Source organism: Bacillus sp. REN3, from assembly GCF_017912555.1.
Lineage (GTDB): Bacteria > Bacillota > Bacilli > Bacillales > Cytobacillaceae > Mesobacillus.
Genome location: NZ_JAERSD010000023.1, coordinates 23,616 through 48,146 on the forward strand (window position 1 = coordinate 23,616; position 24,531 = coordinate 48,146).

The following is a 24,531-nucleotide window of genomic DNA, read 5'->3' on the forward strand; positions in this document are numbered from 1 at the left end:
GGCAAAACCCAAAACAAATTTGGAGGTGCTGGGAATGAAGGTTCTTGTGATTGGCAGAGGCGGCCGTGAGCATGCGATTTGCCGTAAGGTAAGCGAAAGCCCGATGGTGACGGAGGTTTTCGTGGCCCCGGGCAATCCCGGGATGGCTGATTGCGCGACGCTGGTTGGGATAAATGAAAATCAGCATGATGAGTTGGTTTCATTCGCAGTCATCGAACAGATTGGCCTGACGATCATCGGGCCAGAGGTGCCGCTGCTTGACGGATTGGCGGACCGGCTGGCAGAGGAAGGGCTCGAGGTTTTCGGCCCGCGCAAAGCGGCTGCGATCATTGAAGGCAGCAAGTCATTCGCGAAGGATCTGATGAAAAAGTACAGCATCCCGACTGCGGATTATCAAGTTTTTTCAGAGTATGGACAGGCAAGGGCATACCTTGCAAAAATCGGTGCCCCAATCGTCATCAAGGCGGACGGACTGGCAGCAGGGAAAGGCGTCGTCGTTGCGATGACCGAACAGGAAGCTGAAAAAGCGCTCGAAGAGATGATGCTTGGCGCAAAGTTCGGTGAAGCATCCGCCAGCGTGGTTATGGAAGAGTTTTTAACAGGGGAAGAGTTTTCGCTGATGGCGTTCGTGAACGGTGAAACCGTAACCCCTCTGGAAATCGCCCAGGACCACAAACGGGCATATGATGGCGATGAGGGACCGAATACCGGCGGGATGGGAGCTTATTCTCCGGTGCCGCATATCCGAAAAGAAACAGTGGAGGAAGCCGTCGAAAAGGTCCTTTATCCAGCCGCGAAGGCTATGGTGCAGGAAGGCCGGAGCTTCACGGGAATCCTTTACGCCGGCTTGATTGAAACAGATCATGGCCCAAAGGTGATCGAGTTCAACGCGCGGTTTGGCGACCCGGAAACGCAGGTCATCCTGCCACGGCTGAAATCGGACCTGGTTGGGGTAATGCTTGAGGTACTTGATGGCCATTCCCCGAAGCTCGAGTGGCATGATGAAGCCATGGTCGGCGTTGTCGTCGCCGCGAATGGCTATCCGGAACAGTACGAAAAAGGGGCTGTTTTGAAGGGCATTGAGCAAATGTCTGATGTCTTCCACGCTGGCACAGCTAAAAACAGCCAGGGTGAATTCGTGGCCAACGGCGGCAGGGTGCTGCTTGTCGGGGCAAAGGCAGACACACTCGAGGAAGCCCAAAGGAAAGTATACAAGGAGCTGGAGAAGCTCGACTGCCAGGGAACTTTTTACCGCAGGGACATCGGCAGCAAGGCGATCCGGCACGCAAGGAAAGACCCGGTCCTTTAACTTCAACCCGCCCGGAGCTGGTACGGCGATAGGATCTTCTCCAGCTGGCTTCGATGCAGATGAATCGGATCGGTATTAATCATCGGAATCGGCAAGTCCGAAATGGTGTACCGCTGTTACTTTGCCTGCTTTTTCCACGGGCTTTGGATATAGACGTACACCAGGGCGATGATGCTGCCAATCACCGCAATCCAGACAAAACCGATATCCATCATGTATTCCCAAATCATTAAGATCATCTCCTTTTTGAGCCCCCATCATCTGGGGGCTCTTGTTTATTATTAGCTTGGATTATAAGGTATGAACCCGTCATCGTCTGCAGATTGGCGTTCTTCCATCATTTCCTGTCCTTTTTCATAGAGCGCGGTCATCGGGCAGTAGCGGACGATGCCTTCGCCTACCTTCATCGCCCCCATCATCGCCATGAATAAATACGAATCGCGCCATGGCCTCTTCACCATCTTTGCCGTTGCCCAGGCAAGGATGGTCAACCCCGCTGTAATCCTGATCAATGAGTTAAGGATGCCGATATTCTGGCGTATGTTCATGTAAAAAACTCCTTTCCGTTATTCTTACAGTTTTTTTGTAATTCTTTAGTGCGTTAAATAGTGAAATATGTTACCATAAATATCAAGAATGAAAGGGCTTTCTTTTGCGTTTCCGCAAAAATAGATAGAGAAAAGAGGAACAGGTATGGAACAACGTTATCGATGGAAAAACAAACAATTACGAGACCATGCTGCTGTTTTGGACGGGACCCTTTCACCGACGATTTTATTGAAAAACGCTACGTACTTGAACCAGATATTCCGCAAGTGGCTGACTGCGAACATTTGGATTTACAAAGACCGGATTGTGTATGTTGGTGAAAATCTGCCCGAAAATACAGAGCATTGCGAAACAGTGGATTGCAGCGGGATGAAGCTTGTGCCAGGGTATATCGAGCCGCATGCCCATCCGTTTCAACTTTATAATCCCCATTCCTTTGCTGCCTATGCATCCCAGACGGGAACGACGACCCTGATCAATGACAACATGGTGCTTGCTTTGCAATTGGATAAAAAGAAAGCGTTTTCTTTTATACAGGAGCTGAACCGTAACCCGGTCACAATGTATTGGTGGTGCCGTTTTGATGCCCAGACGGAAATCCAGGACGAGGAAACTGTTTTTTCAAACGGGAACATCAGAAGCTGGCTAGAGCATGAATGTGTCGTGCAGGGAGGCGAATTGACTTGCTGGCCGAGGCTCCTGAGCGGGGATGACATGATTCTCCACTGGATGCAGGAAACAAAACGCCTCCATAAGAAAATCGAAGGGCATTTTCCTGGCGCGTCGGAAAAAACGCTGGCTAAAATGATGCTGTTTGGGGCGGATTGCGACCACGAAGCGATGACTGGCGATGAGGTCAAAAAAAGGCTGATGCAGGGCTATATGGTTTCGCTCAGGCATTCATCGATCCGGCCGGACCTGCCGAAACTGCTTGATGACATTCATGAGATGGATATCGCCGTTTATGACCGCTTCATGATGACAACAGACGGGGCCTCCACAGCTTTTTACGAAAACGGGGTCATCGATGAGCTCATCCGGATCGCGCTCAGCAAAGGAGTGCCGGTTATCGACGCGTACAATATGGCGACCATCAATGTGGCGCGCTATTATAACTTTGAACATTTGCATGGAAATATCGCAACAGGAAGGATAGCGAACATCAACTTTTTAGCGGATGAAAAAGAACCGACCCCAGTTTCCGTTCTGGCAAAGGGAAAGTGGGTAAAAAGGGAAGGGGAAGCGATTCCGTCAGCTGGCAGTGTCGACTGGCGAGATTTTGGCCTTGAACCACTTGAACTCGACTGGGAGCTTTCCTTCGATGACATCCAATTCTCGATGCCGTTTGGCATCAAGATGGAGAATTCGGTCATTACCAAACCTTATTCGATTTCGATTGATGTTTCTGTCGACGAATTGCCAACGAGCCACGATGAATGCTATTTCATGCTTGTCGATAGAAATGGCGAATGGCGCATCAACACGTTATTGAAAGGCTTCGCCACAGAGCTGAAGGGGCTAGCCAGTTCCTTTTCAAATACAGGGGACATCATCCTGATTGGCAAAAGCAAGCGGGATATGATGGCCGCTTTTAACCGAATGAAGGAGCTCGGCGGAGGAATTGTTGCTTGTGAAGAGGGTGTTCCGGTACGCGAGATCCCGCTGTCACTGCATGGCATCATGTCCAGCCACCCGGTTAGCGAGCTGATGGAGGAAGAAAAACAGCTGCTAAGCTATCTGAAGGGAAAAGGCTATCCATTTGCCGATCCGATCTACTCGCTCCTATTTTTCTCATCAACGCATTTGCCTTATATCCGCATCACTCAGCAAGGCGTATATGATGTAATGAAAAAAACGGTACTCTTTCCAACGATAATGCGTTAAAATATAAAAGTGCAGAGAGAGAATGCCATAAATGAACTGGGAGTTCACAAGGGTGGCGATAATAATGAAAAAATGGATCGCTGTTGCAGCGGCAGTTATCATGCTGATTTCCGGCTGCAGCAATAAAGAGAAAGAAGAAGTCAAAGACCATAAGGAAAAAGAAGTGCTGGATGTCTCCAAAGGCATTGTCGAGCTTCCATACAAGTATCCACTGACCGGAATCGGCTCGAAGGAAGAACCTGCTGCGCGTGCTGTTGCTGTAGTAGTCAATAACCATCCGAAGGCGCGGCCGCAGACAGGCCTTGATAAGGCGGACATCATCTATGAGGTCCTTGCTGAAGGCGATGTAACGAGATTCGTCGCGATCTTTCAGAGCGAGCGCCCTAAGAAAATAGGACCAGTCCGCAGTGCAAGGGAGTACTTTATTGATCTCGCTGCCGGCTACGGCAGTTTCTTTGTCGCGCACGGCTACAGCCCTGATGCGAAAGCAAGGCTCGGACGCGGGGAAATCGACAATATCAATGGCATGCAATATGACGGAACGCTGTTCAAACGGGCAAGCTTCCGCAAAGCGCCGCACAATTCCTATATCACCTTCGAAAATATTTTAAAAGGCGCAGATAAAAAAGGTTATAAGATGGACCAGGCTCCCGGACCGGCAACATTTTTAAGCAAGGAAGAAGCTGGCAAGCTTGAAGGTGCAGCCGCGGAAGATTTGATGGTGTCATATGGCGACCCTTCTGTCGACTCGATCTTTGAGTACGACAAGAAATCAGGCAAGTATCACCGCTTTGTCGGCAGTGAGGAAATGATTGATTATGAGTCCAAGAAACCAGTGCGCGTTGACAACATCCTGGTTGTGCAAATGAACCACCGGGTGGTCGACTCAGCCGGCCGCCGGGCAATCAACCTTACCTCAGGCGGCAAAGGATATTTGTTCCAAAAAGGCAAAGTCAATGAGATAGAATGGAAGAATGAAGCCGGCAGGATCGTTCCCTACAAAGGCGGGGCAAAAGCCGGTTTCGTACCAGGCAGAACATGGATCAACATCGTTCCATCCATCGCCAATGTCTCATTCGACACTCACTAAAAAGGGGTATGAATATATGCAAATTGATAAATTAAGAGGGAAAGAACTCGATCAATTATTCAAAGCGATTTTGTCATTGAAGGATTTGGATGAAGCGTATCGCTTTTTCGATGACCTCGCCACCGTGAATGAAATCCAGTCATTGGCACAGCGCCTTGAAGTAGCCCGGATGCTGCGCGAAGGAAAGACCTACCATAAAATCGAGACCGAAACCGGCGCCAGCACCGCGACGATCTCCCGTGTCAAGCGAAGCCTTAACTACGGTAACGACGCTTATGAAATGGCACTAGACAGGCTGAAGGAACAGGAAAACGCCGAAAAAGAAACAACCAAATAATAGCCAATAGTGAAAACCGGAGTCCAGAAGGAGGACTCCGGTTTTTTAATTAAATAGATTTGAGAGGATGAGGATGGGGATGAGGATGAGGATGGGGAAGGAAGGGCCGGAGTTGGCGGTTTTTTGGAAAAAATTGGACAAACGGGAGAATCCGCTGGGTAATTGGGAGAATCCGACGCATAATTGGGAGAATACGCGGGATGAATGGGAGAATCGGCCACATAATTGGGAGAATAAGCAGGATGATTGAGAGATTCCGGCATGAATGGGCCGGAGTTGGCGGGATTTTTTGGGATAAATTGGACAAACGGGAGAATCCGCTGGGTAATTGGGAGAATCCGACGCATAATTGGGAGAATAAGCGGGATGAATGGGAGAATCGGCCACATAATTGGGAGAATAAGCAGGATGATTGGGAGAATCCGGCATGAATGGCCAGAGTTGCGGGATTTTTTGGGATAAATTGGACAAACGGGAGAATCCGCTGGGTAATTAGGAGAATCCGACGCATAATTGGGAGAATACGCGGGATGAATGGGAGAATCGGCCACATAATTGGGAGAATAAGCAGGATGATTGGGAGAATCCGGCATGAATGGGCCAGAGTTGGCGGGATTTTTTGGGATAAATTGGACAAACGGGAGAATCCGCTGGGTAATTGGGAGAATCGGCCACATAATTGGGAGAATAAGCAGGATGATTGAGAGATTCCGGGCATCGAAGGAGAGTAACGAAGGTCGGCAGGGAGATTATCCTGGGTAATCGGAAAATTTTGTGCTCCGGAAGAAAGATTATGAGGATAATCGGGAGATTCCGGGCCCCGAACCAAGTTAATTCCGGCCAAGTATGGATAGAGTGCCTTTTCTCGTGTGCAATTTTTCCTTAATTAGTGATTTTTCGAATCATTCTAAGCATTGTAAGTGGATTATCTGCTATTTGGCAGTTGTTCACAGCAAACCCATAACATCCAACACCGAGACGAAGTCATCCTAAACATCACCAACTGCTGTCCAATCCTGTATTTACAAAAACCAGGATGAAAAGTGCTAAACCTGCCAGTATTTTCTGAAAACTTCCAGGGATTGATGGCTTAACTGTCTCATTCTTCGGGTAGGAAGGGGAGTAAACAGAAAGGGTTAGGGGGCTGGTTATGGGAGCAAGTATGGCAGTTATTGGAATTGTCATTATTTATCTAGCGATCATGATTTGGATTGGATACGCATCTTCGAAAAAGATCGATGACAATGAGGACTTCCTCGTCGCTGGCCGGAAAATGGGTCCGTGGCTGCTGGCGGGGAGCCTTGCCGCGACCGAGGTTGGGGGCGGTTCTTCGCTTGGCGTTGTTGAAAAAGCATATGGTGATTGGGGGCTTTCAGCTGTTTGGTATGTCATCACGATGGCTGTTGCTTTTATCGTGCTCGCTTTCCTGGCGCCGATGCTCAGGCGCGCGGCCGTAAAAACCGTGCCGGAGTATTTCCGCAGAAGATACGGGGAAGCAAACTCGCTGATCACCTCAATTATCATGCTTTTGCCTATGGTCGGACTTACAGCGGTGCAATTCATTGCTTCGGCGACCATCCTTTCCGTTATGACGGGCTGGAGCTATACGGTGTCCGTCATCATTTGCACCGTTGTCGTCACCCTCTACAGCGTCATGGGCGGTATGTACAGTGTGGTCTATACGGATGTCGTCCAATGGATATTCATCATTGTCGGAATGGCATTGATCATCCCATTCACGCTTCAGGCTGGCGGCGGTTTTGAACAGGTAACCGCGAATATTCCTGATGCCAAGTGGAGCCTTGTGGAAGGCGCCGGGTGGAAAACAATCATCGCTCTTATTGTCATGTATATTGCGTCCTTCACCGTTGGCCAGGAAGCGGTCCAGCGCTACTATTCAGCAAAGGATGGAAAGGCGGCTAAGCATGCTTCTTATATTACATCTGTGGTTTACGTACTCTTTGCTTTCATCCCGGCTGTGATCGGTTTATTCATGTATGGGATGGTCGAAAACGGCGCCATTGATGGTGGGATGCTGATGGAAAAAGGGGCGCAGTATGCGCTTCCTGTCCTAGCTGTTGAGGTGCTTCCGGATGTGGTGACCGGAATCCTTTTTGCGGCCTTAATCTCGGCAACGATGTCGAGCGCATCAAGCAATCTGCTGGCAGCTGGATCGATTTTCACGAATGATATCTACCATCAGTACATCAACAAGAATGCTCCCGATAAGAAGCTGTTAAGAATGGTCCGTTACACAATGTATGTTGTTGGGGGATTAAGCCTAGTAACAGCAATCTGGAATGTCTCCGATATTATCTCTTTATTGATGTTTTCATTCACATTAAGGGCAGGAGGCGCGTTCATCCCATATGTCGTCGGCCATATCTGGGAAAAAGCGAGCCCGGCAGGCAGTCTTGCATCCTTGTTCCTGGGAAGCCTGGCTGTATTCCTTGGAGAAAGGGGCTATGTGGATTTCTTCGGCCTCGATCCGATTTATCTTGCCTTGATTGTCAGTGCAATCAGCTTTTACGCTGTATCCTTAATGCTGCCAAAGCAATATGCACAGCGAGATCTTTAAGGGTTTCGAAAAAGCGTTCCTCAGGGGGAACGTTTTTTTCATGGCGGCTATTTACTTTTTGTAAAATTGCTCCAACACCCTGATGTATCCTTTTTTAATACCATCAACAAATGCTATAATGGTTGAATGGAAAGATAGAATGGGGGCAAGTCAAGGATGTACGATGTTCGCGAGTGGAAGCATGTGTTCAAACTCGATCCTGATAAGGAAATAAGCGATCAAGATCTTGAAAAAATTTGTGAGTCGGGAACCGACGCGATCATAGTGGGAGGGACGGATGGAGTCACTCTGGAAGGTGTCCTTGATTTGATGTCCCGTATCCGCCGTTACACGGTCCCGTGCATACTCGAAGTCTCGACGATCGATTCCATCACGCCGGGATTTGATTTTTACTATATCCCGACAGTGCTGAACAGCGGAAATCCACAATGGGTCACCGGTCTGCACCATGAAGCGATGAAGGAATACGGAGACGTGATGGATTGGAATGAAATATTGGTGGAAGGCTATTGTATCCTGAATCCCGACTGCAAAGCGGCCAGGCTGACAGACGCACAAACAGGCCTCGATGCTGAAGATGTCAGGGCTTATGCGATGATGGCCGAAAAAATGTTCAACCTGCCGATTTTTTATATCGAATACAGCGGAACTTACGGGGATCCGGAGCTTGTGAAAGCAGCCAAGAACGCACTAAGCAAAACGGTGCTCTTTTACGGAGGAGGCATCGAAACAGCCCAACAGGCAAAAGAAATGGCTGCTCACTCCGACGTCATCGTAATAGGCAACGTCGTTTACACAAACCTCGGAGAAGCACTGAAAACCGTTTCCGCCGTAAAGTAACGGGTTGCGGTGGTGCGACAATACATGGAGGTCAGCTCCACCAAAAAGCATGTGTTGACGGAGGCTGGCCCTCTGTTGCGGTGGTGCGACAAAACCATGGAGGTTAGGGCTCTAAAAAGGCATGCGCTATGGGGAACGCCCACGGTTGTGGTGAAGAATTAGACGGGGTTCTGAATTCAAAAGGGGCATGCGTTAACGGGGAACGGACCCCGGTTGCGGTGAAGCGTTAATCGTCGGTGCTCTGACTTTAAAAGTGGCGTGTGTTAATGGGGAGCGGCCCTCTGTTTCGGTGGTGCAACAAACCAAGGAGTTCAGGCCTCCAAAAGTGGCGTGGGTTAACGGGGGAATGGCCCCAGGTGCGGTGAGGCAGTTAATCGTCGGGCTCTGACTCCAGGATTGCATGCGTTCACTGAGGTTAGACCTCCTGATATATTATTGTGGACTCTGTAGTTATGAGATAAAATAAGAACAAATGTTTGTATGGTGGTGAAGGGCAAGTGCAATTTTTGACTGATAGATTATTGAATGGCTTGAATCCTCAGCAGCAGAAGGCGGTTAAGACGCTAGACGGCCCGCTGCTTTTGATGGCTGGGGCCGGAAGCGGAAAGACGAGGGTCCTGACGCATCGGATTGCGTATTTGATGGTTGAAAAAGGAGTGAATCCTTATAACATCCTCGCGATTACATTCACGAATAAAGCGGCGCGCGAGATGCGCGAGCGGATCCAGAAGATGATGGGCGGTGCAGCGGATGAGATTTGGATTTCGACGTTCCACTCGATGTGTGTGCGGATTTTGAGAAGGGACATCGATCGCCTCGGATATAACCGCAACTTCACGATCCTTGATTCGACAGACCAGCAATCGGTCATCAAATCAATCCTTAAGGACAGGAATATGGATACAAAGAAATTCGACCCGCGAGCGATCCTTGGGACGATCAGTTCGGCGAAGAATGAATTGATCACCCCTGAAGAGTACGCGAAGACGGCTGGCGATTATTTTTCCCAGCAGGTCAGCGAGGTGTATACAGAGTATCAGCGCAGGCTGCGCAAGAATAACGCGCTTGATTTCGACGATTTGATCATGACGACCATCACGCTGTTCATGCGCGTGCCTGATGTGCTCGAGTACTACCAGCGCAAGTTCCAGTATATCCATGTCGATGAGTACCAGGATACGAACAGGGCACAGTACATGCTAGTGAAATTGCTCGCCCAGCGCTTCAAGAACCTTTGTGTGGTCGGCGATTCCGACCAATCGATTTATCGCTGGCGCGGCGCGGACATCACGAACATCCTTTCTTTTGAAAAAGATTATCCGAACGCGAAGGTGATCATGCTTGAGCAGAATTACCGGTCGACGAAAAAAATCCTGCTCGCTGCGAACAAGGTCATCCAGAACAACACGAACCGAAAGCCGAAAAACCTTTGGACCGAGAATCCTGACGGCAACAAAATCGTCTATTATCGTGCGGACAGCGAGCAGGGTGAAGCGCAATTTGTCATCGGCAAGATCCAGGAGATGCAACGGCAGGGCCGCAAGCTCTCTGATATCGCTATTTTATACCGGACGAACGCCCAGTCGCGTGTGATTGAGGAATCGTTCCTGAAGTCGAATATCGACTACTCGATCGTTGGCGGCATCAAGTTCTATGACAGGAAGGAAATCAAGGATATCCTTGCCTACCTGCGCCTAATTTCAAATCCGGACGATGATATCAGCCTGCAGAGGATCATCAATGTACCGAAGCGGGCAATCGGGGCGACGTCGATTGATAAAATCGCAAACTTCGCGATGACACACGACATGTCTATGTATCAGGCGCTTGAGATGATCGATATGATCGGGCTCAGCCCCAAGGCGGCAAAATCAGCTGCTGAATTCAGGGACATAATCACCAACTATACACGCCAGCAAGAATACCTGTCTGTCACGGAATTGGTTGAAGAAGTCCTGGACAAGTCTGGTTACCGCGAGATGCTCAAGGCTGAAAAATCACTTGAATCCCAGAGCCGGCTTGAGAACTTGGATGAATTCCTTACCGTTACAAAAAGCTTTGAAGAGAGCAATGAAGATAAATCGCTGGTTGCCTTCCTTACAGACCTTGCCTTGGTCGCGGACATCGACCGGCTTGATGATGAAGGACAGAAGAAGACCGATTTTGTCACTTTGATGACCCTCCACTCCGCGAAGGGACTGGAATTCCCGGTCGTCTTCCTGATCGGCATGGAAGAGGGAGTCTTCCCGCATAGCCGTTCGCTGATGGAGGAAGCAGAGATGGAGGAAGAACGCCGTCTCGCTTATGTGGGCATAACCAGGGCAGAGGAAGAACTATTCATCACGAACGCCCAGATGCGGACCTTGTTCGGCCGCACAAATATCAATCCGGAATCCCGGTTCATTAAGGAAATCCCGGCTGAACTGATTGAGGATGCGGCACCGAAAGCGAAGCGGCCGTCTCCATTCGGAGATAGGCCGGCAGCCAGCACACCAAGACAGCCTCAGCGCAGCGCGGTCGTCCGGCCAGTTTCAGCTTCAAACGGCGGCGCAGAAATCAGCTGGAAGGTCGGGGACAAAGCACAGCACGGCAAGTGGGGCACAGGCACCGTTGTCAGCGTAAAGGGCTCCGGCGAAGGGATGGAGCTTGACATCGCATTCCCAAGCCCGATCGGCATCAAACGCCTGCTGGCTAAATTCGCTCCAATCCAAAAAGCTTAATGAAGTGCATCTATCATTAAATTCATGAATGAAGGGGCTGGATTTATGGATTTTCAGACCGCTGAAAAAAAAGCAAAGGATTTGCAAAATCTGCTGAATCAATATAGTTATGAATATCATGTTCTTGACCAGCCGTCTGTTCCTGATGCGGAATATGACCGTTTATTAAGAGAATTGATTGAGATCGAAGAGCAATATCCACAACTGCAGACATCAGATTCCCCAACACAGCGGGTAGGTGGCGAAGTGCTGGATATGTTCAGGAAGGTTGAACACAATACGCCAATGCTTAGCCTCGGCAACGCCTTTGATGAGCAGGACCTTCGCGATTTTGACCGCAGGGTGCGCCAGGGAACGGGCGATGATGTTTCCTATGTGTGCGAGCTGAAAATCGACGGTCTGGCTGTCTCGCTCGTTTATGAGGATGGACTGTTCGTCCGCGGCGCGACTCGTGGGGATGGAACGATTGGCGAGGACATTACGTCTAATTTAAGAACCATCCGTTCACTGCCGATTCGTCTGAAGGAACCGGTGTCCATTGAAGTCCGGGGAGAGGCATTCATGCCGAAAAAGTCCTTTGAAGCTTTGAACAGGGCGAGAGGTGAACGCGATGAAGAGCCATTCGCCAACCCTCGTAACGCAGCAGCGGGATCGCTTCGTCAGCTAGATCCGAAAATCGCTGCCTCAAGGCATCTCGATATTTTCCTCTATGGGATTGCGAATTTAGGGGAGACTGGGATTCAGTCACAAAGCGACGGACTGGACTTCCTCGAAAAAATGGGCTTCAAGACAAACAAGGAGCGCCGGAAAGTAGCGGATATCGAAGGCGTGATTGAATATGTGAACAGCTGGGTGGAAAGACGCCCAAGCTTGCCTTATGATATTGACGGCATCGTTATCAAAGTCGATTCCCTTGAGCAGCAGGCCAAGCTGGGTGCGACTGTGAAAAATCCGCGCTGGGCAATCGCTTATAAATTCCCTGCCGAAGAAGTCGTCACGACATTAAAGGATATTGAACTGAGCGTCGGCCGTACAGGTGTTGTCACGCCGACAGCGATACTTGAACCAGTCCAGGTTGCAGGAACGACAGTCGGCCGGGCGTCATTGCACAACGAGGATCTGATCCGGGAAAAAGACATAAAGATCGGCGATAAAGTCGTCGTCAAAAAGGCAGGCGACATCATACCCGAGGTCGTCAATGTCCTTGCGGATCACAGGACCGGGGATGAAGTGGAATTCCAAATGCCTACCCATTGTCCTGAATGCGGAAGCGACCTTGTCAGGATCGAAGGGGAAGTCGCGCTCCGCTGCATCAACCCAAAATGCCCGGCGCAAATCAGGGAAGGGTTGATCCACTTCGTCTCCCGAAATGCGATGAATATCGATGGCCTTGGCGAGAGAGTCATCAGCCAGCTGTTTGCTGAACAGTTGATCAAGGACGTAGCCGATATTTATAAATTGACGCGCGAGCAGCTGCTTGCTATGGAGCGGATGGGTGAAAAATCCGTCAGCAACCTGCTGTCAGCCATCGAAGCCTCAAAATCGAACTCACTTGAAAGGCTATTATTTGGCCTGGGCATCCGCCTGGTCGGAGCCAAGGCAGCAAAGACGCTCGCACAGCAATTTATCACAATGGACAAACTGATGGATGCATCACGCGAGGATTTGACAGCAATCAATGAAATTGGCGATAAAATGGCCGACTCGGTCGTCACCTACTTCGACAGCGAAGAAGTCCAGGAACTTATTTCCGAGCTGAAGGCCGCTGGCGTCAATATGGAATACAAAGGCCCTAGGCCTGTATCCGCTGAAGAATCGGATTCGTTTTTTGCCGGCAAGACGATTGTCCTTACTGGAAAGCTTGAGCAAATGTCGCGGAACGAAGCAAAGGAAAAAATCGAGGCGCTTGGCGGCAATGTAGCTGGAAGCGTCAGCAAGAAGACCGATCTGGTCATTGCCGGAGAGGATGCTGGCTCGAAGCTGACAAAAGCGGAAAGCCTTGGAATTGAAGTGTGGAACGAGGAGAGAATGCTTGGAGAATTAAATAAGTAAGAGGTGTAAACGCCATGAGGAAGATCTCAATGGTCGCTCTATCTCTTGTCCTTTTGCTGACGGCCTGTGCTCCCAACTTTCAGAAGGAAGAACAGATTGTCCAAAAGAAGGATAACGACACGACGGAAAAAGCGATTATTCCTAAATACAAGATTTCAGATGAATACTACCGGACAAAACTGCCATTTGAACCAGGGGCTACCAGGGGGATGACAGTCAACAACTTGAATACCCGGTACGATATCAACGAGTTTGAAACCGGCCTGATGCGAATTGCGCAAAACTCTTTCCCGACGGATCAATATGCGTTCAAGGAAGGGCAATACCTTGACAACAAGACGGTTCGCCTTTGGCTCAACCGCAAATTCACGGATAAACAGCTGAAGGAAGAGAAGCTGAGTAAAGAAGAGAATATTGGCCTGAACCCGATGATGCCTGATAGTGGAGATATCAAGGCACTGAATGAAAAGTATCCAATCTACCTTTCCCATATCCTTGAACACAACTATCTTGTCAATGTGAAAAAGGAAACATACCAGCTTGGCGGGGTGGCGATCGGGATTGCGCTGAACTCGGTCCATTATTATACGAAAGAAGCATATGGCGCAGTGTACGAAAAAAAGATTCCTAGGTCTGTCCTCGAAAAAGAGGGCAAGAAGATCGCACAGGAAGTACTGACCAGGATGCGGAAAATTGATGAATTGAAGGATGTGCCGATTACAATCGGCCTGTTTGAGCAGGAAAGCCGTTCCTCGGTCGTCCCCGGCAATTACTTTGCCTACACGAAAGTGCCAAAGAATGGCAGCAACATCGGCAGCTGGGAAAGTGTAAAGGAAAAATACGTGTTGTTCCCATCTGCTTATGCGAAAGAGAATCATCGTGATGATATGACGTTCTATGAGAATTTCAAACAAGAGGTCGAAAAGTATTTTCCTAACTTCAACGGAGTGATCGGAAGAGGCTTCTACATTGACGGCCAGCTGCAGGAATTGAGCATTGATATTCCTATCCAATTTTATGGGAAAGCCGAAGCGATCGGTTTTACCCAGTTCGTCACAGGGCTTGTGATGGAGCATTTCCCTGACTATGTGACCGTCGAAGTCAACATCTCATCCGTCATGGGACCCGAGGCGCTGATTGTACGTAAACCGGAAAAGGATGAACCTTTTGTCCATATTTACCAATAAGGAAAGGCAAAGGGCCTAGGCTCTTTGCCTTTTTACCCTCAATTTTGATCCATCCCTTCACTGGGTTCCCGGATTGTTGAGAAAGCCATCGTACTATTCCCGCAGGCGGCTGTTTCCTTGGGACTTGCACGATTAAGGAAAAGTAGATAAGGTATTGAATTGTTGAATACTAAGTTAGGAAAATATGAAAAAATGGGAGTTATGCTATGAATATATGGGAATTGATCGTTGCGTTGATTTTAGGATTGGTAGAAGGGCTTACGGAATTTGCGCCAGTATCATCCACCGGCCACATGATCATCGTCGATGATATGTGGCTCCGCTCCGGGGATTTCCTTGGCGAAAAAGTAGCCAACACTTTTAAGGTAGTCATCCAGCTCGGATCCATCCTTGCCGTTGTCGTCGTATTCTGGAACCGGTTCATTGAAATGCTTGGACTGAAGAAAGATGCACGCGCCAAAGAAGAGAGGCTCCGGCTGACCCATGTAATCGTCGGTTTGCTGCCCGCCGGTATTTTAGGTGTGCTGTTCGAGGATTACATCGATGAGCATTTATTTTCAACAAAGACGGTTTTGGTCGGACTTGTTGTTGGCGCGCTGCTGATGATTGCCGCGGACCTTTTTGGCGGAAGGAAGCGCACGATCGAAACAGTCGATCAGATCACCTATAAGCAGGCGTTTGCTGTGGGCCTCATCCAATGTCTTTCATTGTGGCCAGGCTTCTCCCGTTCCGGATCTACCATATCCGGAGGTGTCCTGCTAGGCATGAGCCACCGCGCAGCCGCTGATTTCACCTTCATTATGGCCGTTCCAATCATGGTTGGCGCCAGCTTGCTGTCGCTTATCAGCAAATGGCAATATTTCACTCTGGATGCCATCCCGGTCTTTGCTGTCGGTTTCATCAGCGCATTTGTTTTTGCGTTGTTATCCATTAAGTTTTTCCTGAAATTAATCGGCCGGATCAAATTGATTCCATTCGCCATCTATCGAATCGTGTTGGCAGGGCTGATCTTTATTATTTACTTCCAATAGTCAGAAAGCCGGATTCCCTTTGTGGAATTCGGCTTTTTCCATTTAGCGAATAAATAGGGAGAAGAGTTAGGAGCGAGCCTCCGTGAAAGAGCTGCAACATGTCTACCCCCATGTCCTGGTTCTTAACACGGTGCAGTTAGTGGAGCAAATCAGCCACCGCAAACAGCCCTCCCAGCAAGCTTTCCCATGTACGGACGATGAGAATAAAGTAATTCCGCAAACCATTCTTTCATGAGGCTCGGCCATTGAATACTATTGCGATATCATGATAAAATAAAGGGGTATGAAAACGCTTTAATACATAGGAGGGGATTAGGAATGGTTCAGCCATACAAACATGAGCCTTTCACGGATTTCAAAGTTGAGGAAAACCGTCAGGCATACTTGCAAGGATTGAAGACAGTAGAAGGCTATCTTGGCCAGGATTATGACTTGGTTATTGGCGGGGAGCGCATCTCGACTGAAGAAAAGATTGTATCTTACAACCCATCCAATAAAGAAGAAGTGATCGGACGAGTTTCAAAGGCAAACCGTGACCTTGCTGAAAAAGCGATGCAAGCTGCCGTTGAAACGTTCAAGACATGGAAAAAAGTGAAGCCTGAGACACGTGCGGATGTTCTTTTCAAGGCAGCTGCGATCATTCGCCGCCGCAAGCACGAGTTCTCCGCGCTTTTAACAAAAGAAGCAGGGAAGCCATGGAACGAAGCGGATGCTGATACAGCAGAAGCAATCGATTTCCTTGAGTTCTATGCCCGCCAAATGCTCAGGATTAAAGACGGTGTGCCAGTACAAAGCCGTCCGAATGAATATAATCGCTATGACTACATTCCCCTTGGGGTCGGAATCATCATCTCGCCTTGGAACTTCCCGCTTGCAATCATGGCTGGGACAACTGTGGCTGCGATTGTTTCCGGCAACACGGTTCTATTGAAGCCAGCTTCCACGACTCCAGTGGTTGCTGCGAAGTTCGTCGAGGTCATGGAAGAAGCAGGCCTGCCAGCAGGCGTCCTGAACTTCGTCCCAGGAAGCGGCGCAGAAGTGGGTGACTTCCTCGTCGACCACAAAGACACCCGTTTCGTAAGCTTCACAGGTTCACGCGATGTAGGGCTGCGCATTAACGAACGCGCATCTAAATTGAATGAAGGGCAAATCTGGCTGAAGCGTGTCATCGCAGAGATGGGCGGAAAAGACACGATTGTTGTTGACAAGGATGCTGACCTTGAATTGGCAGCGCAATCCATCGTTGCTTCCGCATTCGGTTTCTCTGGCCAGAAGTGTTCCGCATGCTCGCGTGCTGTTATCGTAGAGGACGTGTACGATGAAGTTCTTAACCGCGCAGTTGAGCTGACAAACCAGCTGAAGCTTGACGATCCGACAGACCAGAGTACATTCATGGGTCCTGTTAACGATCAGGGCGCATTCGACAAGATCATGAAGTACATCGAAATCGGCAAGAAGGAAGGCCGATTGATGGCCGGCGGTGAAGGTGACAACTCCAAGGGCTACTTCATCAAGCCAACAATCTTTGCTGATGTTGACCCTAAGGCAACGATCATGCAGGAAGAAATCTTCGGTCCGGTTGTTGCGTTCGCGAAAGCGAAGGACTTTGACCACGCGCTTGAAATTGCCAACAACACAGAATACGGCCTGACTGGCGCAGTCATCACGAGGAACCGCGAGAACATCGAAAAGGCACGCGAAGATTTCCATGTTGGAAACCTTTACTTCAACCGTGGCTGCACCGGTGCCATTGTCGGTTACCAGCCATTCGGCGGCTTCAACATGTCAGGAACCGACTCAAAAGCCGGCGGACCAGACTATCTGCTCCTCCACATGCAAGCGAAGACAACTTCAGAAATGTTCTAATACAAGTGAAACCCTTCTCTTTTTTCAGAGAAGGGTTTTTTTGTCCCTCAGCTCCTTCCCTGGAATTGCCAGGCAGGATCAAAGGGCCCCAGCATAGGAGTAAGCAGGCTCTTAGTAAGCAAAAAACGTTCAAACGGTCCCAGAGCGTGGTTAAGGGGCGAGTCAGCGAATTTTTTTGGATTCCAATCTGCAATTAAGCTGTTCTTGTGGATGTTAAACAGCTTCATTGGATTCCAATCTGCAGTTAAGCTGTTCTTGAGGATGTCAAACAGCTTCATTGGATTCCAATGTGTATTTAAGCTGGTCTTGAGAAGTCAAAGTGGTTCATTGGATTCCGATGTGAGGGGTTAAGCCGTTCTTGGGGAGTAAAAGAGTTTTTTGAATTCCAATGTAAGGTTAAGGTTCTTGAGGATGTCAAACAGATCCCGCTACATCCCTCATCAAGAGATTTTTCTGATCTGCTGGGTTTAAATCTGGCCCTTCAGATTATTCATCAAAGATTCCCATTAGTAAGAAAGACTTATTCAAAAGTAGATTAAACCCTGATAGACTGCCTCTTTTCGAAGGAAAAGAGGCTTTTCCGCTTTTAGGGCATTTGAATCAATTCTAAAATTTTTTCAGAAAAATTCAACAAAACAATTGCATTTCGAATTTTCTGTTATATAATACGAATTATAGTAATTCTTACTGTACTATAACAAAAGGAGTGAAGGCTGCAGATGTCGACACAGACAACAGGAATTGAGATTATTGGCAACTTGAAAACCGAATACAGCGAGATCCTAACCCCGGAAGCACTGAATTTTGTCGAACAGCTTGAACGTCGTTTCGGCCAGCGCCGAAGGGAATTGCTGGAGGCACGGGAACAACGTCAAGAAGAAATCAATGCCGGCAAGCTGCCGGAGTTTTTGGCGGATACGAAGCATATCCGTGAAAGTGAATGGACAATCGCGCCATTGCCGGATGATTTGAAGGATCGCCGGGTTGAAATCACAGGGCCGACTGACAGGAAAATGGTCATCAACGCTTTGAATTCTGGAGCGAAAGTGTTCATGGCAGACTGCGAAGATGCAACCTCGCCAACGTGGGAAAGCATCATCGAAGGGCAGATCAACCTGCGGGATGCGGTCAACCGGACGATTTCGTTCGAGAATCAAAACGGGAAAAAATACGAATTGAAAGATGAAACCGCTGTTTTAATGGTCCGCCCAAGGGGCTGGCACCTGGAAGAAAAGCATGTGCTGCTCGATGGAAATCCGATTTCCGGAGGACTGTTCGATTTTGCGATGTACTTTTTCCATAATGCCAAGAACCTTATCGAGAAGGGGTCCGGCCCATACTTCTACCTTCCGAAGATGGAGAGCCACCTCGAAGCGCGCCTGTGGAACGATGTATTCAAATATGCACAGGACGAACTGGGAATCCCGCAGGGGACGATTAAAGCAACGGTCCTTATTGAAACCATCATGGCAGCTTTTGAAATGAATGAAATCCTATATGAGCTGCGGGAGCATTCGGCAGGCTTGAACTGTGGCCGATGGGATTACATCTTCAGTTATTTGAAAAAGCTCCGCTCACAAGATGATGTCATTTTACCGGACCGCTCGCAGGTGACGATGACGGTTCCATTCATGAGATCTTACTCGCTGTTGACAATCCAGACGTGCCACCGCCGCAAGGCACCGGCTATGGGTGGAATGGCTGCACAAATCCCGATCAAGAATGATCCGGAAGCAAACGAAGAAGCCTTTGCCAAAGTCCGTGCAGATAAGGAACGCGAAGCGCGCGATGGACATGACGGCACATGGGTCGCCCATCCAGGGCTTGTCCCAGTTGCTCTTGAAGCCTTCAACCGGGAGATGCATGAGGCCAACCAGATTGAATCTGGCAAGCAGATGGATATTGAAGTAACTGCGGAGGACTTGCTTGCTGTCCCAGAAGGAACGATCACCGAGCAGGGCGTAAGGATGAATATCAATGTCGGCATCCAATACGTCGCTTCATGGCTGAACGGCCGAGGCGCTGCTCCGATCCACAATCTGATGGAGGATGCAGCAACCGCAGAAATTTCACGGGCCCAGCTTTGGCAGTGGATCCGCCATCCGAAGGGCGTTCTCGATGACGGCCGTAAAGTCACCGTTGAAATGTATGAAGAGCTAAAAGTTGAAGAGCTTGAGAAGATTCGTCAGGAAGTCGGCGAAGACCAGTTTGGAAAAGGAAGATTCAAAGAAGCAGTCGAACTATTCGACGGGTTGATTTTACAGGATGACTTTGTCGAGTTTCTCACGCTGCCAGGTTACCAGAGGCTTGCCTAATCGTTTCTTACAGATTCGATAGTTTGCCAGATGAATAGACTAATCCATTACTTAGGAGGAACTTTTTTATGACACAAGAAAGAGTAAAGCAATTGCAGGAAAGCTGGGAATTGGAATCCCGCTGGAACGGAGTCGAAAGGCCCTACACTGCTGAGGAGGTCATCAGGCTCCGCGGGTCCATCGATATCGAGTACACGCTAGCCCGCCGCGGCGCGGAAAAGCTTTGGAAGCTTGTGAATGAGGAAGATTTCGTCAACGCGCTTGGTGCTTTGACTGGAAACCAGGCAGTTCAGCAGGTAAAAGCGGGACTGAAGGCAATCTATTTGAGCGGCTGGCAGGTTGCGGCCGATGCGAACCTGTCTGGACATATGTATCCTGACCAAAGTTTATATCCGGCAAACAGTGTCCCTGCAGTTGTTAAGCGCATCAACCAGGCACTGCAAAGAGCCGACCAGATCACCCATTCAGAGGGAGACGACTCCGTCGACTGGTTCGCGCCGATTGTTGCCGATGCAGAAGCAGGCTTTGGCGGCCAGTTGAATGTGTTCGAACTGATGAAAGGGATGATTGAAGCAGGTGCGGCAGGTGTCCACTTTGAAGACCAACTGTCATCTGAAAAGAAATGCGGCCACCTTGGCGGAAAAGTTCTCCTGCCAACACAAACTGCTGTACGCAACCTGGTTGCGGCGCGCCTGGCAGCCGATGTCATGGGCGTTCCAACATTGATTGTTGCACGTACTGATGCGAATGCCGCAGATTTGATCACAAGCGATGTCGACCCTTACGATGCTCCGTTCATCACGGGCGAAAGGACGCCTGAAGGCTTCTTCCGGACTTCTGCCGGTCTTGACCAGGCGATTGCCCGCGGTCTGGCTTACGCACCATATGCAGACCTTATCTGGTGCGAAACAGCAGAGCCTAATATTGAAGAAGCACGCCGGTTTGCCGAGGCAATCCATGAAAAATACCCAGGCAAGCTGCTTGCCTACAACTGCTCACCATCATTCAACTGGAAAAAGAAGCTGGATGATGAAACTATCGCGAAATTCCAGGTCGAGCTTGGCAAGATGGGCTACAAGTTCCAATTCGTTACACTGGCAGGCTTCCATGCCCTGAACCACAGCATGTTCGAGCTTGCCCGCGGCTACAAGAATCGCGGAATGGCTGCATACTCCGAGCTGCAGCAGGCGGAATTCGCCAGCGAAAAGCACGGCTACACCGCCACAAGGCACCAGCGCGAAGTCGGTACTGGCTATTTCGACCAAGTTTCGATGGTCATTTCAGGCGGAACCTCTTCAACGACTGCTCTGAAGGGATCCACCGAAGAAGAGCAATTCACCACTACCTGATTTTTGGGTCTTCTCCTTGCGCGTGCCTTTGCTCCAGGCTCGCGCAAGGGTTTACCATATTGATTGATTTTTTCACCTTGCATTCTCCTATTTGTGCCTCCTCTTCCGTCGAAGGGGAGGGTTTTTTTGTTACAATTAGGCTATGATTAAACTAGCACCGTCTTTTCAGGCGAATCATACATAGTAGTAATGGATGATGGAGGTGACCGTATGGGCAACAATAAAGTCGATGAGTATTTGCAGCAGGGAATCCATGGCGCCAAACAAACCAAGCCGGATGAAAGAAGACGGTTCCTGACAACGCTCCGCGAACGGGTCGTGATCGCACTCACAAAGGCGCAAGTAATGAAAAAGGGAGTCGAGATGGAAGTCCTGGTGCTGATGGACGAGAACCCGAGCGCACACCTGTTCCTGAATGGCAATATATCTTACTCCTATCTTTCCAAATACATCAAAGCAGCCAAAAAACGAGGCATCGAGTTTACAATCGTCACCAATAAGGAATACGATTCCGAGCTCGGCCTGGTTTTTGCCCATGACCACGCAATCGATAAAGAAGATATATACCTCGCGAAGAAAAAGCCGCAAGTCCAACTCGAGGAGAAGAAAGGGCTTTTCTCGGGATTTGGGAAGCTGTTTAAAAAATGATTTTAAGGGGCCATCTGAAGGCCTCTTTTTATTTTAGGAAAATGGCAAACTGGGATAACTTTTTCCAAAAAAAGGGGAAACGGGAGATTCCAGGGTTTGATTAGGAGAATCCGGCAAAGAATTGGGAGAATAACGAGTTCGTTTGGGAGATTACATGGGTCAAATGGGAGAATAATGGCTTCCATTGGGAGAATATCATCTCGGGATCGACTTCCATCGCGAGGATGTGGCCCCGGCCTGGGTGAATATCGGCTACACAAGGAGAAAATCCACTCTAATGAGGAAAATAGGCAGTATTTTTTCCAAAAAAAGGGGAAACGGGAGATTCCAGGGTTTGATTAGGAGAATCCGGCAAAGAATTGGGAGAATAACGAGTTGATTTGGGAGATTACGTGGGTTGATTGGGAGAATAATGGCTTCCATTGGGAGAATATCATCTCGGGAGCGACTTCCATCGCAAGGATGTGGCCTCGGCCTGGGTGAATATCGGCTAAACAAGGAGAAAATCCACTCTAATGAGGAAAATAGGCAGTGTTTTTTCCAAAAAAAAGGGGAAACGGGGGATTCCAGGGTTTGATTAGGAGAATCCGGCAAAGAATTGGGAGAATAACGAGTTGATTTGGGAGATTACATGGGTCAATTGGGAGAATATTGGCTTCCTTTGGGAGAATATCATCTAGGGATTGACTTCCATCGCGAGGATGTGGCCTTGACCTGGGTGAATATCGGCTAAACAAGGAGAAAATCCACTCTAATGAGGAAAATATCAGCATCCAAAAGGAGAAAATCCACTCTAATGAGGAAAATATCAGCATCCACCGGGATAATCACAAAGGAACCCCCCTCTTTCAAGCCGAAAGAGCCGATTTTCATTTCTTTTTCTTCACAAAACTGCGATCCGGCCTTACTTCTGATAAAATAGAACTCATCGGAAGCTTGTATTGCTTTAACGTGAAAAACTTTGCTATGATCAGTAGTAATATTGATTAGCGGATGGATATACGGAGGTGTTTTTATGTCAAGGATTTCAGTCGATCAGGTAAAGCATGTCGCACACCTGGCGAGATTGGCGATCACAGAGGAAGAGGCGAGTAAGTTCACGAAGCAGCTGGACGACATTATTTCGTTCGCGGAGCAGCTGAATGAGCTGGATACAGAGAATGTGGAGCCGATGGCGCATGCGCTGGAGGTCAGGAATGTGATGCGTGAGGACCGCGCACAGCAGGGGCTGCCGCGTGAGGAAGTATTGAAGAATGCGCCAGACCATCAGGATGGGCAAATTAAAGTACCTGGAATCATGGAGTAGGGAGGATCGGCGATGAGTTTATTTGAACATAAGATTTCGGAGCTGCATGAGTTTTTACATAAAAAAGAAATCAGCGTTACCGACCTCGTTGACGAGTCGTACAAGCGGATCGGCGAGGTGGAAGGTAAGGTGCAGGCTTTCCTGACTTTTGATGAAGAGAACGCCCGCGCAGCGGCAAAGGCTTTGGATGAAAAAGCGGCACCGGCCGGTACATTATATGGAATGCCGATCGGCATCAAGGATAATATTGTCACAAAAGGATTGCGCACCACCTGCGCGAGCAAAATTCTCGAAAACTTTGATCCTATTTACGACGCGACGGTTATGGAAAAACTGAATCAGGCTGAAACGGTGACGATTGGCAAGCTGAATATGGACGAGTTCGCGATGGGGTCTTCAAACGAGAATTCAAGCGTCCAAAAAACATTCAATCCGTGGAACCTTGAGAGAGTTCCCGGCGGGTCTTCAGGCGGCTCCGCTGCTGCGGTCGCGGCTGGAGAAGTCCTGTTCTCGCTTGGCTCGGATACAGGCGGATCGATCCGCCAGCCGGCTTCCTTCTGCGGAGTGGTCGGCATGAAGCCTACATATGGCTTGGTTTCTCGCTTCGGCCTCGTAGCGTTTGCGTCGTCGCTTGACCAGATTGGCCCGATCACACGCAGCGTTGAAGACAATGCTTTCTTGCTGAAAGCAATAGCCGGGCATGATGAGATGGACTCAACTTCCGCCAAAGTGGTTATTCCTGACTATGTGAAGTCTTTGACTGGAGATATAAAAGGCTTAAAAATCGCTGTGCCAAAAGAGTACCTGGGCGAAGGTGTCAGCGAAGAAGTGCGTAATTCCGTGCTTGGAGGCTTGAAGGTCCTGGAGAAGGAAGGAGCGACCTGGGAAGAAGTTTCCCTGCCGCATTCCAAATACGCGCTTGCCGCTTATTATTTGCTGGCTTCCTCGGAGGCATCGGCGAACCTTGCCCGCTTTGACGGCGTCCGCTACGGATACAGGACTCCAGATGCCGAGAACCTGATCGAAATGTACAAGAAGACACGTGCGGAAGGCTTCGGCGAGGAAGTGAAGCGGCGAATCATGCTTGGAACATTTGCGCTGAGCTCTGGCTATTATGATGCCTACTATAAAAAAGCACAGAAGGTCCGCACGCTGATCAAGCAAGACTTTGAAAAAGTGTTCGAGCAATACGATGTGATCGTAGGGCCTACGACACCGACACCGGCGTTCAAAATTGGCGAGAATATCGCTGACCCTCTGACCATGTATGTGAATGATATTTTAACGATTCCTGTGAACCTTGCTGGGGTTCCTGCGATTTCCGTTCCATGTGGGTTCGATGGAGGGCTTCCGCTTGGCCTGCAGATTATCGGCCGCCATTTTGACGAACAGACGATTTACAAGGTTGCCCATGCTTTCGAACAGGCAACAGATTACCATAAACAAAAACCGCAGCTGTAAGGGGTGAAA

General features: G+C 49.1%; 21 protein-coding genes. 19 read left to right on the forward strand and 2 right to left on the reverse strand.

The window, feature by feature from the left end; translation table 11 throughout:
• Positions 1-34: 34 nt before the first annotated feature.
• Positions 35-1,309: a phosphoribosylamine--glycine ligase gene (gene purD, locus JJQ88_RS17105; protein ID WP_210367251.1), complete on the forward strand. Its 1,275-nt coding sequence runs from the start codon at positions 35-37 to the stop codon at positions 1,307-1,309.
• A gap of 116 nt (positions 1,310-1,425) precedes the next feature.
• Here the strand turns inward: purD and JJQ88_RS21720 are convergent, their stop codons facing one another.
• On the reverse strand, positions 1,426-1,539 hold the full coding sequence (locus JJQ88_RS21720) for an EYxxD motif small membrane protein (protein WP_349237156.1): 114 nt from the start codon (positions 1,537-1,539) through the stop codon (positions 1,426-1,428).
• A 51-nt stretch (positions 1,540-1,590) separates the two neighbouring features.
• Positions 1,591-1,857 (reverse strand): YgaP family membrane protein, encoded by a 267-nt coding sequence (locus JJQ88_RS17110; protein ID WP_210367252.1) that lies wholly within the window; start codon positions 1,855-1,857, stop codon positions 1,591-1,593.
• Positions 1,858-2,002: 145 nt separating this feature from the next.
• Here JJQ88_RS17110 and JJQ88_RS17115 point away from each other — a divergent pair, with 145 nt between their 5' ends.
• From JJQ88_RS17115 to gatA, 18 genes are all read left to right on the forward strand, one after another.
• Positions 2,003-3,742 carry an adenine deaminase C-terminal domain-containing protein gene (locus tag JJQ88_RS17115; protein WP_210367253.1) on the forward strand — a complete coding sequence of 580 codons (1,740 nt, stop codon included), beginning with the start codon at positions 2,003-2,005 and terminating at the stop codon, positions 3,740-3,742.
• Positions 3,743-3,806: 64 nt separating this feature from the next.
• On the forward strand, positions 3,807-4,832 hold the full coding sequence (locus JJQ88_RS17120; RefSeq protein ID WP_210367254.1) for a DUF3048 domain-containing protein: 1,026 nt from the start codon (positions 3,807-3,809) through the stop codon (positions 4,830-4,832).
• A 16-nt stretch (positions 4,833-4,848) separates the two neighbouring features.
• Positions 4,849-5,169 carry a YerC/YecD family TrpR-related protein gene (locus JJQ88_RS17125; RefSeq protein ID WP_210367255.1) on the forward strand — a complete coding sequence of 107 codons (321 nt, stop codon included), beginning with the start codon at positions 4,849-4,851 and terminating at the stop codon, positions 5,167-5,169.
• 79 nt (positions 5,170-5,248) lie between these two features.
• A complete protein-coding gene (locus tag JJQ88_RS17130; RefSeq protein WP_210367256.1) occupies positions 5,249-5,419 on the forward strand; it encodes a hypothetical protein in 171 nt (56 codons plus the stop codon).
• Positions 5,412-5,600, forward strand: coding sequence for a hypothetical protein (locus tag JJQ88_RS17135; RefSeq protein WP_210367257.1), 189 nt, complete (start codon positions 5,412-5,414; stop codon positions 5,598-5,600). Before JJQ88_RS17130 ends, JJQ88_RS17135 begins: the two co-directional genes overlap by 8 nt.
• Positions 5,601-5,741: 141 nt before the next feature.
• The gene (locus JJQ88_RS21590) at positions 5,742-5,873 is read left to right on the forward strand and encodes a hypothetical protein (RefSeq protein ID WP_282597718.1); all 132 of its coding nucleotides are present in this window, start codon (positions 5,742-5,744) and stop codon (positions 5,871-5,873) included.
• A 446-nt stretch (positions 5,874-6,319) separates the two neighbouring features.
• Entirely contained in the window at positions 6,320-7,747 is a 1,428-nt protein-coding gene (locus tag JJQ88_RS17140) for a sodium:solute symporter family protein (RefSeq protein ID WP_210367258.1), read from the forward strand.
• Positions 7,748-7,903: 156 nt separating this feature from the next.
• Positions 7,904-8,587 (forward strand): heptaprenylglyceryl phosphate synthase, encoded by a 684-nt coding sequence (pcrB, locus tag JJQ88_RS17145; RefSeq protein WP_210367259.1) that lies wholly within the window; start codon positions 7,904-7,906, stop codon positions 8,585-8,587.
• 497 nt (positions 8,588-9,084) lie between these two features.
• Complete coding sequence (gene pcrA, locus JJQ88_RS17150; RefSeq protein ID WP_210367260.1) at positions 9,085-11,307, forward strand: DNA helicase PcrA; 2,223 nt, start codon at positions 9,085-9,087, stop codon at positions 11,305-11,307.
• Between the two features lie 45 nt (positions 11,308-11,352).
• On the forward strand, positions 11,353-13,359 hold the full coding sequence (gene ligA / locus JJQ88_RS17155; RefSeq protein ID WP_210367261.1) for an NAD-dependent DNA ligase LigA: 2,007 nt from the start codon (positions 11,353-11,355) through the stop codon (positions 13,357-13,359).
• A gap of 14 nt (positions 13,360-13,373) precedes the next feature.
• On the forward strand, positions 13,374-14,546 hold the full coding sequence (locus tag JJQ88_RS17160) for a CamS family sex pheromone protein (RefSeq protein ID WP_210367262.1): 1,173 nt from the start codon (positions 13,374-13,376) through the stop codon (positions 14,544-14,546).
• Positions 14,547-14,752: 206 nt separating this feature from the next.
• Positions 14,753-15,577, forward strand: a complete 825-nt coding sequence (locus JJQ88_RS17165; RefSeq protein ID WP_210367263.1) for an undecaprenyl-diphosphate phosphatase — start codon at positions 14,753-14,755, stop codon at positions 15,575-15,577.
• Between the two features lie 318 nt (positions 15,578-15,895).
• Positions 15,896-17,443 (forward strand): L-glutamate gamma-semialdehyde dehydrogenase, encoded by a 1,548-nt coding sequence (gene pruA / locus JJQ88_RS17170; protein WP_210367264.1) that lies wholly within the window; start codon positions 15,896-15,898, stop codon positions 17,441-17,443.
• A 719-nt stretch (positions 17,444-18,162) separates the two neighbouring features.
• On the forward strand, positions 18,163-19,758 hold the full coding sequence (gene aceB / locus JJQ88_RS17175) for a malate synthase A (protein WP_210367265.1): 1,596 nt from the start codon (positions 18,163-18,165) through the stop codon (positions 19,756-19,758).
• A 68-nt stretch (positions 19,759-19,826) separates the two neighbouring features.
• Positions 19,827-21,107, forward strand: a complete 1,281-nt coding sequence (gene aceA, locus JJQ88_RS17180) for an isocitrate lyase (RefSeq protein ID WP_210367266.1) — start codon at positions 19,827-19,829, stop codon at positions 21,105-21,107.
• A gap of 210 nt (positions 21,108-21,317) precedes the next feature.
• Positions 21,318-21,755, forward strand: coding sequence for a YueI family protein (locus tag JJQ88_RS17185; protein WP_210367267.1), 438 nt, complete (start codon positions 21,318-21,320; stop codon positions 21,753-21,755).
• A 1,015-nt stretch (positions 21,756-22,770) separates the two neighbouring features.
• Entirely contained in the window at positions 22,771-23,061 is a 291-nt protein-coding gene (gene gatC / locus JJQ88_RS17190; protein ID WP_210367268.1) for an Asp-tRNA(Asn)/Glu-tRNA(Gln) amidotransferase subunit GatC, read from the forward strand.
• A 12-nt stretch (positions 23,062-23,073) separates the two neighbouring features.
• A complete protein-coding gene (gatA, locus tag JJQ88_RS17195) occupies positions 23,074-24,522 on the forward strand; it encodes an Asp-tRNA(Asn)/Glu-tRNA(Gln) amidotransferase subunit GatA (protein WP_210367269.1) in 1,449 nt (482 codons plus the stop codon).
• The last annotated feature ends 9 nt before the right edge of the window (positions 24,523-24,531 follow it).

Coding starts and splice junctions, on each gene's coding strand:
- purD (WP_210367251.1), top strand. CDS start 35: ATGAAGGTTCTTGTGATTGGCAGAGGCGGCCGTGAGCATGCGATTTGC.
- JJQ88_RS21720 (WP_349237156.1), bottom strand. CDS start 1,539: ATGATTTGGGAATACATGATGGATATCGGTTTTGTCTGGATTGCGGTG.
- JJQ88_RS17110 (WP_210367252.1), bottom strand. CDS start 1,857: ATGAACATACGCCAGAATATCGGCATCCTTAACTCATTGATCAGGATT.
- JJQ88_RS17115 (WP_210367253.1), top strand. CDS start 2,003: ATGGAACAACGTTATCGATGGAAAAACAAACAATTACGAGACCATGCT.
- JJQ88_RS17120 (WP_210367254.1), top strand. CDS start 3,807: ATGAAAAAATGGATCGCTGTTGCAGCGGCAGTTATCATGCTGATTTCC.
- JJQ88_RS17125 (WP_210367255.1), top strand. CDS start 4,849: ATGCAAATTGATAAATTAAGAGGGAAAGAACTCGATCAATTATTCAAA.
- JJQ88_RS17130 (WP_210367256.1), top strand. CDS start 5,249: ATGAGGATGAGGATGGGGAAGGAAGGGCCGGAGTTGGCGGTTTTTTGG.
- JJQ88_RS17135 (WP_210367257.1), top strand. CDS start 5,412: ATGATTGAGAGATTCCGGCATGAATGGGCCGGAGTTGGCGGGATTTTT.
- JJQ88_RS21590 (WP_282597718.1), top strand. CDS start 5,742: ATGATTGGGAGAATCCGGCATGAATGGGCCAGAGTTGGCGGGATTTTT.
- JJQ88_RS17140 (WP_210367258.1), top strand. CDS start 6,320: ATGGGAGCAAGTATGGCAGTTATTGGAATTGTCATTATTTATCTAGCG.
- pcrB (WP_210367259.1), top strand. CDS start 7,904: ATGTACGATGTTCGCGAGTGGAAGCATGTGTTCAAACTCGATCCTGAT.
- ligA (WP_210367261.1), top strand. CDS start 11,353: ATGGATTTTCAGACCGCTGAAAAAAAAGCAAAGGATTTGCAAAATCTG.
- JJQ88_RS17160 (WP_210367262.1), top strand. CDS start 13,374: ATGAGGAAGATCTCAATGGTCGCTCTATCTCTTGTCCTTTTGCTGACG.
- JJQ88_RS17165 (WP_210367263.1), top strand. CDS start 14,753: ATGAATATATGGGAATTGATCGTTGCGTTGATTTTAGGATTGGTAGAA.
- pruA (WP_210367264.1), top strand. CDS start 15,896: ATGGTTCAGCCATACAAACATGAGCCTTTCACGGATTTCAAAGTTGAG.
- aceB (WP_210367265.1), top strand. CDS start 18,163: ATGTCGACACAGACAACAGGAATTGAGATTATTGGCAACTTGAAAACC.
- aceA (WP_210367266.1), top strand. CDS start 19,827: ATGACACAAGAAAGAGTAAAGCAATTGCAGGAAAGCTGGGAATTGGAA.
- JJQ88_RS17185 (WP_210367267.1), top strand. CDS start 21,318: ATGGGCAACAATAAAGTCGATGAGTATTTGCAGCAGGGAATCCATGGC.
- gatC (WP_210367268.1), top strand. CDS start 22,771: ATGTCAAGGATTTCAGTCGATCAGGTAAAGCATGTCGCACACCTGGCG.
- gatA (WP_210367269.1), top strand. CDS start 23,074: ATGAGTTTATTTGAACATAAGATTTCGGAGCTGCATGAGTTTTTACAT.